General features: G+C 71.3%; 10 protein-coding genes and 1 pseudogene. 5 read left to right on the top strand and 6 right to left on the bottom strand.

From position 1 onward, the window contains the following. Positions 1–177 precede the first annotated feature (177 nt). The gene (locus CSR00_RS30890) at positions 178–351 is read right to left on the bottom strand and encodes a hypothetical protein (RefSeq protein ID WP_176562300.1); all 174 of its coding nucleotides are present in this window, start codon (positions 349–351) and stop codon (positions 178–180) included. Positions 352–626: 275 nt separating this feature from the next. On the opposite strand from CSR00_RS30890, the gene CSR00_RS27735 reads away from it, so the two are divergent. From CSR00_RS27735 to rfbA, 4 genes are read left to right on the top strand one after another with little or no spacing between them, the layout of a single operon-like run. Further along, a complete protein-coding gene (locus CSR00_RS27735) occupies positions 627–1958 on the top strand; it encodes a UDP-glucose dehydrogenase family protein (protein ID WP_099025601.1) in 1332 nt (443 codons plus the stop codon). Between the two features lie 9 nt (positions 1959–1967). Continuing rightward, positions 1968–2690 carry a maleylpyruvate isomerase family mycothiol-dependent enzyme gene (locus tag CSR00_RS27730; RefSeq protein ID WP_099025600.1) on the top strand — a complete coding sequence of 241 codons (723 nt, stop codon included), beginning with the start codon at positions 1968–1970 and terminating at the stop codon, positions 2688–2690. 34 nt (positions 2691–2724) lie between these two features. Then, the gene (locus CSR00_RS27725; RefSeq protein ID WP_099025599.1) at positions 2725–3081 is read left to right on the top strand and encodes a nuclear transport factor 2 family protein; all 357 of its coding nucleotides are present in this window, start codon (positions 2725–2727) and stop codon (positions 3079–3081) included. After that, a complete protein-coding gene (rfbA, locus tag CSR00_RS27720) occupies positions 3081–3944 on the top strand; it encodes a glucose-1-phosphate thymidylyltransferase RfbA (RefSeq protein ID WP_099025598.1) in 864 nt (287 codons plus the stop codon). The genes CSR00_RS27725 and rfbA overlap by 1 nt, the downstream gene beginning before the upstream one ends. Here rfbA and CSR00_RS27715 read toward each other — a convergent pair. After that, positions 3898–5166, bottom strand: coding sequence for a YibE/F family protein (locus CSR00_RS27715; RefSeq protein WP_099025597.1), 1269 nt, complete (start codon positions 5164–5166; stop codon positions 3898–3900). The genes rfbA and CSR00_RS27715 overlap by 47 nt on opposite strands. Beyond that, positions 5167–6441: a pyridoxal phosphate-dependent aminotransferase gene (locus tag CSR00_RS27710; protein ID WP_099025596.1), complete on the bottom strand. Its 1275-nt coding sequence runs from the start codon at positions 6439–6441 to the stop codon at positions 5167–5169. 163 nt (positions 6442–6604) lie between these two features. Between CSR00_RS27710 and CSR00_RS27705 the strand changes: the two genes are divergently transcribed. Further along, complete coding sequence (locus CSR00_RS27705; protein WP_099025595.1) at positions 6605–7015, top strand: hypothetical protein; 411 nt, start codon at positions 6605–6607, stop codon at positions 7013–7015. Positions 7016–7045: 30 nt separating this feature from the next. Here CSR00_RS27705 and CSR00_RS27700 read toward each other — a convergent pair whose 3' ends face one another. From CSR00_RS27700 to CSR00_RS30885, 3 genes and pseudogenes are all read right to left on the bottom strand, one after another. Further along, positions 7046–10105, bottom strand: a complete 3060-nt coding sequence (locus CSR00_RS27700) for a (Fe-S)-binding protein (protein ID WP_099025594.1) — start codon at positions 10103–10105, stop codon at positions 7046–7048. A 119-nt stretch (positions 10106–10224) separates the two neighbouring features. Then, positions 10225–12717, bottom strand: a complete 2493-nt coding sequence (gene iniR / locus CSR00_RS27695) for an isoniazid response ATPase/transcriptional regulator IniR (protein WP_099025593.1) — start codon at positions 12715–12717, stop codon at positions 10225–10227. After that, positions 12714–12990, bottom strand: a pseudogene (locus CSR00_RS30885) (hypothetical protein); the annotation flags it as partial. The gene iniR and the pseudogene CSR00_RS30885, both read right to left, overlap by 4 nt.

Raw genomic sequence — 12990 nt, 5'->3', positions numbered from 1 at the left:
CACCCAGACGGAGACACCGCAGTGGCCGGACATGCCGTGGGACCCGCCGCAGACCGAACCGCCGACCCGGCCGACGACCCCGCCAACGACCCGGCCGACGACCCCGCCGACGACACAGAAGCCCCAGGTGACCCAGACGCCACAAGTGACGCGGACACCGCAGGTGACTCAGGTGCCTCAGGCGCCGAAGTCCCAGTCCCCGCAGTCGCGCCAGTCCCCGCAGTGGCCGCAGTGGCCGGGCAGCAGCTCCGGCAGCGGCGGTAGCTCCAGCAGATCCAGCGGCGGCGGATCCGGCCACGGCAACGGGTCGGGCAACTCCGGCCGGCAGAGCGGATCGGGGGGCGACAGCATCTGGCCCTGGCCCTCGTTCGGGGGCGGAGACTAGGCGGGCGCTGCTACGCGGTGTGACATCGCATGTGATGTCACTCCGGTGAGCGCGTCCTCGATCGCCCCGTGCGCCCGGGGGATCCGCGGTCGGCCGCGGAAACGGCCGAGGAAAGTGATGGCGCCGGTGATACCACCTCCGGCGCCGGGCCCTCGCACCTCGGGGAACTCGTCACCTTCCGTTCGCATGACGCTCAGTGTCGCGATGCGGTCAGCTCACCCTGGCCGCATAGAGAGACAGCATGCGATGCACCGTCTTCGGCACCGGATATCTGGGCGCGACCCATGCCGTCGGAATGGCCGAGCTGGGGCACGAGGTCATCGGAGTGGACGTCGACCCCGGCAAGGTCGCCAAACTCTCCGACGGCGACGTGCCCTTCTACGAGCCCGGCCTGCGGAAGATGTTGTGCGACAACCTGGCCGCGGGCCGGCTGCAGTTCACCACCGACTACGCCGCGGCCGCCGACTTCGCCGAGGTGCACTTCCTGGGCGTGGGCACCCCGCAGAAAAAGGGCGAGTACGGCGCCGACCTGCGACACGTGCACGCCGTCATCGACGAACTGGTGCCCCGGCTGACCCGGCCCTCGGTGATCGTCGGCAAGTCCACCGTCCCGGTCGGCACGGCCGCCGATCTGGGCCGCCGAGCGGCCGCGCTCGCGCAGCCCGGCGTCGACGTCGAGGTGGCCTGGAACCCGGAGTTCCTGCGCGAGGGCTTCGCCGTCCAGGACACCCTGCACCCCGACCGGATCGTGCTTGGCGTGCAACCGGATTCACGGCGCGCCGAGGCCGCCCTGCGCCAGCTCTACGCCCCGATGCTCGACGACGGGGTGCCGTTCCTGTTGACCGACCTGCAGACCGCCGAGCTGGTCAAGGTCTCGGCCAATGCCTTTCTGGCGACCAAGATCTCCTTCATCAACGCGATCTCCGAGGTATGTGAGGCCGCCGACGCAGACGTGACACTGCTGGCCGATGCGCTGGGCTACGACCCGCGCATCGGCCGGCGCTTTCTCAACGCCGGACTGGGGTTCGGTGGCGGCTGCCTGCCCAAGGACATCCGCGCGTTCATGGCCCGCGCCGGCGAACTCGGCGCCAATCAGGCACTGACGTTCCTGCGGGAAGTGGACAGCATCAACATGCGCCGGCGCACCCGCATGGTGGAGCTGGCCACCACCGCGTGCGGTGGTTCCCTGCTGGGCGCCAACATCGCCGTGCTGGGTGCGGCGTTCAAGCCGGAATCCGACGACGTCCGGGACTCGCCGGCGCTCAACGTCGCCGGTCTCCTGCAGCTCAACGGCGCCACCGTCAACGTCTACGACCCCAAGGCGCTGGAGAACTCCCGCAAGGTGTTCCCGACGCTGACCTACTCGACCTCGGTGGCCGAGGCCTGCGACCGCGCCGACGCGGTACTGGTGCTCACCGAATGGCAGGAGTTCGTCGACCTCGACCCGGCCGAGCTCGCCGGCATCGTGCGCGCCCGCGTCGTCGTCGACGGCCGGAACTGCCTGCGGCACCAGCGTTGGCGCGACGCCGGCTGGCTGGTGTATTCGCTGGGCAGGCGCACCGAGCGGGTCTAGTCTGGCCGGGTGGACTACGGCGCAGAGCTACTCGAGGAGAATCGGGCGTTCGGCGAGCTGGTGCTCGGCGCCGACCAGGAGACGCCGGTGCCGACCTGCCCGGGTATGAACCTGGGCCAGCTGTTCCGCCACGTCGGCCGCGGAGAGCACTGGGCCGCGCAGATGGTCGTCGACGGCGCCGCCGAGGTGCTCGACCCCAGACAGGTCGCCGACGGCCGGCCACCGGCCGATCCCGAGGGGGCCAGCACGTGGCTGCACGCCGGATCCCGGAAGCTGGTCGACGCGGCCGGGGCGACCCCCGACGTCCAGGTGTGGACGTTCCTGGGCCCGCGGCCGGCGTCGTGGTGGGTGCGCCGCCGCCTGCACGAGGTGCTGGTGCACCGCGCCGACGCCGCGCTGGCCCTGGGCGCCGAGTTCAACGTCGCCCCGCAGGTGGCCGCCGACGGCCTGTCCGAATGGCTCGACATCGCGGTGAGCCGGGTCGGCGACGCGCTCGGGGAGCGCACGATGCACCTACACGCCACCGACGACGGCCTGGGCGCAGCCGGCGAATGGACCATCACCGGGACGTCGTGGACCCATGACCACGGCAAGGGCGACGTCGCGCTGCGCGGCCCCGCGCGCGACCTGCTGCTGGCCGCGACCCGGCGCCTGGACCTCGCCGACACCGCCATCGAGGTGTTCGGCGACGAGTCGGTGTGGCGGACCTGGTTGGCCAGCACACCTTTCTGACTGCCGCGACGGCCCACCGGGTAGTTTGCATGCCATGACGACTTCGGAGATCGCCACCGTCCTCGCCTGGCACGATGCGCTCAACGCCAAGGACCTCGACACCCTGGTGCAGCTGTCCAGTGACGACATCGAGCTCGGCGAGGCCGACGGTGCCACCCAGGGGCTGGCGGCGCTGCAGCTGTGGGCCTCGAAATTCACCGAGACCGTCACCGTGGGGCGGATGTACGTCCACGACGGCGTCGTCGTCTTCGAGCAGATCCTGCCCGACGGCACGGCGCAGGCCTCGGCGTTTCGCGTGGTGCACGACCAGGTGACCTCGGCGTTCCGCCACGACAGCCTGGCCGAGGCGCTGGCGGCCACCGACCTCACCGAGGACGACCTGGACGCCTGATGCGCGGCATCATCCTGGCCGGCGGGACGGGAACGCGCCTCTACCCGATCACCAAGGGGGCCAGCAAGCAGCTGCTGCCGGTCTACGACAAGCCGCTCATCTACTACCCGCTGTCCACCCTGATGATGGCCGGCATCCGCGACATCCTCGTCATCACCACCAGCCACGACGCGCCGGGCTTCGTCCGGCTCCTCGACGACGGTTCGGCGCTGGGCGTCTCGATCACCTACGCCGTGCAGGACAGCCCCGACGGGCTGGCCCAGGCCTTCGTGATCGGCGCCGACCACATCGGCACCGACAAGGTCGCCCTGGCGCTGGGGGACAACATCTTCTACGGTCCCGGGCTGGGCACCAGCCTGGGCCGGTTCCGCGACGTCAGCGGCGGCGCCATCTTCGCCTACCGGGTCGCCGACCCGTCGGCCTACGGGGTGGTGGAGTTCGCCGACGACGGCACCGCGCTGTCACTGCAGGAGAAACCGGCGGCCCCCAAGTCGCACTACGCGGTGCCCGGCCTGTACTTCTACGACAACGACGTCGTCGAGATCGCCCGTGGGCTGACCCCCTCGGCGCGCGGGGAGTACGAGATCACCGAGATCAACCAGACCTACCTGCGGCAGGGGCGCCTGCACGTGGAGGTGCTGGCCCGCGGGACCGCGTGGCTGGACACCGGCACCTTCGACTCCCTGCTGGACGCCAGCGATTTCGTGCGCACCATCGAACGCCGGCAGGGGCTCAAGATCTCCATCCCGGAGGAGGTCGCCTGGCGGATGGGGTTCATCGACGACGAGCAGCTGGCCCAGCGCGCCCACACCCTGCTCAAGTCCGGCTACGGCCGTTATCTGCTGGAGCTGCTGGAGCGTTGACGCGCGGCCCCGGTGTCGCCAGCACCGCGGCGATCCCCGTGGTCAACGGCACCGACAGCGCCAGCGCGATCCCGCCCACCGCCGAGCGGGCGATCTCGATGGCCACGCTCTCACTGGTCAGCACGTCACCCAGCGACCGGTTGGCCACGCTGAACAACAGCAGCAGCGGCAGCGAACTGCCGGCGTAGGCCAGCACCAGGGTGTACACCGTGCTGGCGATGTGGTCGCGGCCCACCCGCATCGCCCCGGCGAAAACCGCGCGGCGCGAGGTGTTCTCGCCCAGCCCGGCCAGCTCGAACACCGTCGAGGCCTGCGTGACGGTGACGTCGTTGAGCACGCCCAGCGAGCCGATGATGAATCCGGCCAGCAGCAGGCCGGTGATCGAGATGTGCCCGAGATAGGCGGCCACCTCGTTGTTCTTCTCCTCCGAGAGCCCGGTCAGGTGGGCCAGTTCGATTGCCGCCCAGGACAGTCCGGCGGCCAGCAGCAGTGAGGTCAGCGTCCCCAGCAGTGCGGCACTGGTGCGCAGGCTCACCCCGTGCGCCAGGTAGATGACCGCGTAGAGGATGGCCGCCGAGGCGACCAGGGCGACCGGAACCGCCGGGGCGCCGTCGCGCAGCGCCGGCAGCAGGAACACCACCAGCACCCCGAAGGCCACGACGATGCCGATCAGCGCCCGCAGCCCGCGCCACCGGGCGACCGCGACGATGACCACCGCGAACACCGCGGCCAGGCCGATCAGCGGCCACGTGCGCTCGTAGTCGTAGAAGGCGTAGGTGGTGGCGCCGCGCTCGTCGACCTGGCGGATCAGCCGGATGTGTTCACCGGCGGCCAGATGCGGCTGGCCGGGCCCGGGGCTGAACTCCAGCAGCGTGTGGGCCCCGGCGTTGGGCCCGGAATCGATGGCGACGACGGCCTGCACACACTGCCCGGTGCCCGCGACCCCGGGGCGCGGTTCGGCGGTGATCACCCGTCCCGAGGACGGGCTGCCACAGTCGGCCAGGTCGGTGGACTGCACCTGACCGGCCTCGGTGGTCACCGCCCCGCCCGAGGAGTTCTGGAACGGCAGCGGGATGTCGACCTTCTGCTGGCTGGGCCACAGCAGCGCGGCCCCGGCCAGCATCGCCACCGCGATGGCGATCAGCAGGCCGACGACGATCCGGGCCGCCAGCGGACCCAGCGGTGCGGGACCGGCATGGGAATGGGAGTGGGAATGCGCCACCTATTGACGGTAGCTGGCCAGGAAGTTCCCCAACCGCTCGATGGCCGCGGCCAGATCCCGCGCCCACGGCAGCGTGACGATGCGCAGGTGATCGGGTGCGGGCCAATTGAATCCGGTGCCCTGGGTGACCAGGATCTTCTCCTGTAGCAGCAGGTCGAGGACCAGCTGCTCGTCGTCGTGGACGTCGTAGACCTCGGGATCCAGCCGCGGGAAGGCGTACAGCGCGCCCTGCGGCTTCACGCACGACACCCCCGGGATCTGGTTGAGCGTGTCCCAGGCGACATCGCGCTGCTCCAGCAGCCGGCCGCCGGGCAGCACCAGATCGTCGATGCTCTGATGGCCGCCGAGGGCCACCTGGATCGCGTGCTGGGCCGGAACGTTGGGGCACAGCCGCATGTTGGCCAGCAGGCTGATGCCCTCGATGAAGCTCGACGCGTTTTCCTTGGGCCCGGTGATCACCAGCCAGCCCGAGCGGTAGCCGGCCACCCGGTAGGCCTTGGACAGGCCGTTGAACGTCAGCATGAGCACGTCGGGGGCCACCGAGGCCATGCTGATGTGCTTGGCGTCGTCGTAGAGGATCTTGTCGTAGATCTCGTCGGCGAGCAGCAGCAGTTCGTGCTTGCGGGCCAGCTCGGCCATCTGCTCGAGGACCTCGCGGCTGTAGACCGCCCCGGTGGGGTTGTTGGGATTGATCACCACCAGCGCCTTGGTGCGCTCGGTGATCTTCGACTCCAGATCGGCGATGTCGGGCTGCCAACCCTGGGTCTCGTCGCACAGGTAATGCACCGGGGTGCCGCCGGCCAGCGCCGTGGAGGCCGTCCAGAGCGGATAGTCCGGCGCGGGGATGAGCACCTGGTCGCCGTTGTCGAGCAGGGCCTGCAGCGTCATGGTGATCAGCTCGGAGACACCGTTGCCCAGGTAGACGTCGTCGATGTCGAAGCGGGGGAAGCCGTCCACCAGCTCGTAGCGGGTGAACACGGCGCGACGGGCGCTGACGATGCCCTTGGAGTCGGAGTAACCCTGCGCGTAGGGCAACGCCTGGATGATGTCGCGCATGATGACGTCGGGGGCCTCGAAGCCGAACGGGGCGGGGTTGCCGATGTTGAGCTTGAGGATGCGGTGGCCCTCGTTCTCCAGCCGGTTGGCGTGCTCGTGGATCGGCCCCCGGATCTCGTAGAGGACGTCCTGGAGCTTGGTCGACTGCGCGAACACACGCGGCCGCTGATGCTGGCTGGTGTTGTGCCACGGCAGTTGATGGGTCGTCACATCGACGATTCTCCCATGGGTGTCGACGCATTTTTACCGGCCGGTAACCACGGGTCGCCGGACACGACCGCGCGCAGGCGTCGACGGTCCGCGATCCGGGCCGCCACAGCTGTTAACTTGCGTATCACCATCGGCCCGGGAGGCGCACCGAATGAACAGGACATTCACAGTCATGCTGGCTGCGGGGGGCGCCGCCGCGACGGTGCTGACCACCGGGCTGACCACCGTGCTGACCCCGGCCCCGGCCTACGCCGACCCGCCGCTGCTCAACGGCACCTACAGCGGCAACGACAGCGAGTTCGTCTGGACCGTCTCGTCGTCGTGCGCGCCGTCGGGCTGTACCGCCAATGTGGCCTCCAACCAGGGCTGGACCAGCGTGGCCACCTATGCGGGCGGGACCTACAACTTCACCGTCACCAAACCGGACGGCGTCATCTGCGAGGACGGCAGCTACGCGCCGGCCTACATCTCGCTGTCGGTGGACCCGGTGACCCTGGCCGGCACGATCTCCAGCGACTCCAACTACGGCTGCCCCGGTGGGGACATCAGCCGGACCCCGTTCCAGCTGAAGAAGATCGGCTGAGAACGGGGCCGGCGCGTCCGGTTCCCGACGCTAGCGCTTGCCCGGTGGGCGGGCGCCCTTGGCCAGACCCAGGCCCTTGACCTCCGGCTGGGGGGTGGGCTCCGTCGGTTCGGCCTTGGGCTCGGCAGGCTTGGGCTCGGCGGTCTTGGGCTCGGCTGAGGCCTCCGGCTCGGCAGGCTTGGTCGCCTCCGGCTCCGCTGCCGTGGTGGGCTTGGCCGCGGGGGCCTTCTTGGCGCCCGGACGCCGCGCGCCCGCGGCGATGCCCAGCCCCTTGACCGGAACCTCGGGCTTGGCCGGTTCGGCCGGTGCCTCGGCGGTCTCGGCGGGCGGCGCTGCCTTCGGGGCTTCGGTCTTGGCCGCTGGTGCCTCGGTCTTGGCCGCCGGTGGGGCGGCCTTCTTGGCTCCGGGGCGCTTGGCGCCGGCGGCCATCCCCAGGCCCTTGACCGGGGCCTCCGGCTTGGCCGGTTCGGCCGGCGCGGCCGGTGCCTCGGTCTTGGCCGCAGGTGCGGCCGTCTTCTTCGCGCCGGGGCGCTTGGCGCCGGCGGCCATCCCCAGGCCCTTGGCGGGCGGTGCGGCCGTCTCGGTCGCGTCGGCCTTCTCCGCCGGTGCCTCGGTCTTGGCCGCCGGTGGGGCGGCCTTCTTGGCGCCGGGGCGCTTGGCGCCACCGGCCATGCCCAGGCCCTTCACCGGGGCGGCGGCCTTGGCGGGCTCGGCGGGCTCGGCCGGAGCGGCCGGCGCCTCCTCCGCCTCCGGTTCGGCGACCGCGGTCGCCGCCTTGGGGGTCTCCCTGGCGGCCTGAGCCTCGGCGCGTTCGGCGGCCTGCGCCGCGGCGGCCCCCTTCTCCGGCAGCGTCACCGAGGACAGGTCCAGCGAGCCGAGCAGCAGCTGCGCCACGTCGAGCACCTCGACCTTGTCGACGTCCCTGGTGGCGGCCACGTCGTCGACACCGTCGGTCATCATCACCCGGCAGAACGGGCATCCCGTGGCGATCTTGCTGGCACCGGTGTCCATCGCCTCCTCGGTGCGCTCGACGTTGACGCGCTTGCCGATGTGCTCCTCCATCCACATCCGCGCGCCACCGGCGCCGCAGCACAGGCCGCGGTCGGCGTGGCGGGGCATCTCGGTCAGGGTGGCACCGGAGGCGCCGACGAGCTCGCGCGGCGCGTCGTAGACCTTGTTGTGGCGGCCGAGGTAGCACGGGTCGTGGTAGGTGATGTCCTGCGAGACGGGGCTGACCGGGGTCAGTTTCTTGTCCCGGACCAGGCGGTTGAGCAGCTGGGTGTGGTGCAGCACGGTGTAGTTGGCGCCCACCTGGCTGTACTCCCGGCCCATCGTGTTGAAGCAGTGCGGGCAGGTAACCACGATCTTGCGGTCGACGGTCTCCACGCCCTCGAACAGGTCGTTGATCGTCTCGATGTTCTGGGCGGCCAGCTGCTGGAACAGGAACTCGTTACCCGACCGGCGCGCCGAGTCGCCGGTGCAGGTCTCGCCGTCGCCGAGCACCAGGTACTTGACCCCGGCCACGGCCAGCAGCTCGGCCACCGCCTTGGTGGTCTTCTTGGCGCGGTCCTCGTAGGCACCCGCACAGCCGACCCAGAACAGGTACTCGAAGCCTTCGAACGAGTCGACGTCCTTGCCGTAGACGGGCACATCGAACTCGACCTCGTCGATCCAGTTCAGCCGGTCCTTGGCGTTCTGGCCCCACGGATTGCCCTTGGTCTCCAGGTTCTTGAACAGCACGCCCAGTTCGCTGGGGAACTCCGATTCCATCAGCACCTGGTAGCGGCGCATGTCGACGATGTGGTCGATGTGCTCGATGTCCACCGGGCACTGCTCGACGCAGGCACCGCACGTGGTGCAGCTCCACAGCACGTCGGGGTCGATGACGCCGCCCTGTTCGGCGGTGCCGACCAGCGGGCGCAGCGCCTGCGCTGGACCGGACCCGGGCACCCGGCCGAAGCCGGACTCGGGCACGTGGTGGCCCTCCTCGTGGACGGTCTCCATGTCCAGCCCCTCCATCGGGGTGGGCTTGCCGCCGATGATGTAGGGCGCCTTGGCGAACAGGTGGTCGCGCAGGTCCATGATGACGAGCTTGGGCGACAGCGGCTTGCCGGTGTTCCAGGCCGGGCACTGCGACTGGCAGCGGCCACACTCGGTGCAGGTGGCCATGTCGAGGTAGCCCTTCCAGCTGAAGTCCTCGATCTTGCCCTTGCCGAGCACGGCGTCCTCGTCGGGATCCTCGAAGTCGATGGGCTCGCCCTTGTACTCCAGCGCCAGCAGCGGCCCCAGGCCGTCGGGCAGCCGCTTGAAGGTGACGTTGATGGGTGCCACGAAGATGTGCAGGTGCTTGGAGTGCAGCACGATCAGCAGGAACACCAGCGCCACGGCGATGTGGGCGAGCAGCGCGACGGTCTCCAGGATCTCGGCGCCGTGCACGCCCAGCGGCGAGAGCAGCGCCCCCATCGCGTGGGAGAAGAACGCGCCGTTGCCGTAGGGCAGGTTGCCGGTGACCACGGCGGCGCCGCGGAAGAACGCGTAGGTGAAGATGACCAGGAAGATCATCCACAGCACCGTCCAGGCGCCGCCGGTGTGCGAACCGTAGAACCGCGACGAGCGGCCGTATTCCTTGGGCTCGGAGCGCAGCCGGATGATCGCGAAGGTGATGATGCCGGCCAGCACCGCCAGGGCGATGAAGTCCTGCAGGAAGCCCAGCGCGTCCCAGTGCCCGATCAGCGGGATCGCGAAGTCCGGCTTGAACAACACCCCGTAGGCCTCGATGTAGACCGTGATCAGGATGAAGAAGCCCCACATGGTGAAGAAGTGGGCCAGGCCGGGGATCGACCACTTGAGCAGCCGGGTCTGGGCGAACACCTCCTTGACCTGGTTGCCGATGCGTTCGCCGAGATCGTCGGTGCGGCCGCTGGCGGGCTGGCCCGCGCGGATCAGGTTGAACAACCACAGCACCCGGCGGGCGGCAAAGAACCCGACGACGGCGGTCAGCAGCAGCCCGGGCACAAGGCGGGTGAGCAACAGCGTCGTGTCCTCCACGAAAGGCCTCCCAGATTCTTGGTTACCCGACGGTAACTTCATGCAAGTTACCCACGGGTAACTTAACTCCGATTCTGCTCATAGTGACATTCCGTCAACTAACGCCGCTACAGAGGCTCACCTAACTTGGCGGTGAGTGACGTTCATCCCCCGGCCCGTGCTCAGGCGTTCGGGGCCAGCATCGCGCGCAGCATCGACAACATCTCCGAACGCGATTCGGCGCCCAGCCGCCGCCGGATCCGCGCCACGTGATGCTCGACGGTCTTCGCCGAGATGAACAACTGCGCCCCGATATCGCGGTAGGGCATGCCCAGCAACAGCAACTCGGCCACCTCGCGTTCGCGCTCCGAGAGCGCCGGTGCGCGCACGGTGGGCACCGCGGCGGCCCCGGGCGCGGGGACCGGCGTCGGGGGGTCGCCGCCGGGGCGGTCGTCGCCGTCCGGCAGATCCTGGCCGGCGGCGGTCTTGAGGTCGCGCGCCACCTGCAGCATCGCCGCCGAGACCCGGGCGTCGGTGGTCTGCAGCGCGGCCTGCCCGGCCAGCCGGGTGGCGTCCCAGGTCAGTCCGTACTGCGAGAGTTCGCGGGCCGCCACACCCACGTCGTCGACGGCGACCTGCCCGCCCAGAACCCGCAGCCAGGCCCGGCCGCCGGCGGCCAGGGCCCGGGCGAACCCGTTATCGCCGGCCGCGGCGGCCAGCGCCTGGCCGTGCGGGGCCATCGACTGCGGCGAGTTGGCCAGGATCGCCGCGTGCACCCCCGCCCAGCGCAGCGGCAGCGACCACCCCGCCGGCTCGCCGAGCGCGGCCAACAGGGCGAACGCCTGATCCAGGGAGTGCTGCAGCCGGTCGGCCTGGCGCATCCGCGCCGCGGCGACCCACAGCTCGCCCAGCGGCAGCAGCGAGAACAGGTCGATCGCGTATTCGGCGAGCACCTCCATCGCGGCGAACCAGTGCTGGGTCAGCGCGCCGGCGTCTCCGCTGCGGCGGGCGATCCCGGTGTGCAGGGCGCCGGCCCACAGCGCGTCGCGCCGGTGCAGGCCGGAGGTGGGCACCGCGGCGGCGTCGGCCGCGGCCGCCGACAACTGGCCGTCCTGCATCTTCACCCAGGCCAGCAGCAGCCGGTGCCGATGTCCGAACAGCGCGTCGCCGCCGGCGTCGCGCACCGCCCGGCCGATGACACTGCGGGCGCGCACCGGGTCACCCGAGTGCAGCGCGGCCAGGGTGACCAGTGCCGCCGGGCTGTCCGGCATCGCCTCGCCGCCGGCCCGGGTATCCGCCGGACCGATCGACTGGCTCAACCTGGCCATCGCCACGGGGTAGGGACGGTCCAGGGTCAGCAGCACCCCGTCGGCGAGGTTGCGGGCGGCGCGGGCCGCCGACGTCGGCGGCCCCGCGTCGTGCTCGCGCAGGGCGGCGTGCGCACCGGCGGGATTGCCGGTCCCGGTGGCCACGATCGCCGCCGCCGCGGCGGTGGCGGCGTCCGGGTAGGGGTGGGGCTGGATGGCCAGCCAGTCGAACAGTTCGGCGGCCTGTCCGCCGTTGCCGTCGTGCATGGCCACCGCCGCGGCGATCCGCACCGCCGCGGCCCGGCGTGCCGGATCCTCGGAGCCCAGCAGCACGTCGGACAGGGCGGCCGCGCCCGCGCAGTCACCCGCGGCGGCCAGCGCGTCGGCGAGCGGGACGGCCAGCTCGTCGGCCCCGGCGTCGACGGCGGCCCGATAGATCCGGGCCGCCTCGGCGGGGCTGTCCAGGCGCCGGGCCGCCCCGCCTGCCAGCAGCGTGACCAGCGCCGGATCGCGCACACCGTGCTCGGTGAGCCGCAGCGCCAGCTCGTCGGTGAGCGTGGCGGACTCGGACTGGCTGCGGAACAGTGCCGCCTCCACCTCGTGGTGGCGCGCCGCACCGACCAGGCGGACCACGGCGTCGTGCACGAGGCCGCGGAAGTGGTCCCCGTGGCCGGGCTCGAGCAGTCCGGTGGCATAGGCGTGGTCCACCCAGGCGCGCGCGTCCCGCAGATCCGTGCCCAGCGCCCCGGCGACGTCGGCGGGCCCCAGCGCCGCGGCCAGCGACATCACCAGCAGGGTGTCGAGCACCGGCTCGTCGAGGCGGCGCAGCCGGGTGGCCAGCGCGAACACCACGGAGCGGGACACGGTCTGCGGATCCGTCTCGGTGCCGACGGCGTCGAGCAGAAAGGGCAGGCCGGCGGTGGCCGCGACCAGCGCGGACACCGCCGCGGGATCCTCGGTGCGGGCGTGGCGGGCGCACTCGGCGCGCGGCCAGCCGCCGAGGGCGACGCGGGGGTGCTCGCGTTCGATGGCGGTGGCCAGTACCCGCAGCGCGGCGCAATGCTCGTGCGCTTCGGCGGCCACCACCACCGTGACGGCGGGGTCGGAGGCCAGCGCGGTCAGCACCGCCAGTTCACCGTCGGAGAGCAGGTGGGCGTCGTCGACGACGATGGCCGCCGGGCGCTCGCCGGGGGCCGGCACCCGGGTGGACACCGCGATGCCCGCCGCGCGCAACGCCGCCCGCAACCGGCCCAGGACCGTGCTCTTGCCCGTCCCGATACCGCCGACCACCAGCAGCTTCACCGGCTCCGACGGGTCGTCCAGGACGGGTTGCAGAGCGGCGCGGGCGGCCGGGGGCAGATCGGTCATGACCCGCCGAGCGCGGCATCCTCCGGGAGCACCGTCTCCACCTGCGGGCTGACCTGTTGGGGCTGTGGAGCCGATTGCTGGGCGGGCTGGGTCTGCGGTGCGGGCTGGGTCTGGGGTGCCGCCTGGGTCTGGGGTGCGGTCGGCTGGGTCGCCGAGGGGACCTCCTGGGCCTGCTGGGCCTCCTGGGTCACCGTCTCCTCGGGCTCCGGTGCGGCCTGCGTGGTCGTCGGCGCGGCCTGCGTGGTGGTCGGGGCCTGCGTGGTCGTCGGCGCC

The organism is Mycolicibacterium palauense, assembly GCF_002592005.1.
GTDB classification, from domain to species: Bacteria; Actinomycetota; Actinomycetes; order Mycobacteriales; family Mycobacteriaceae; genus Mycobacterium; species Mycobacterium palauense.
The sequence above is the reverse complement of the archived record's forward strand: the minus strand, read 5'-3'. Positions and strand labels throughout refer to the sequence as shown.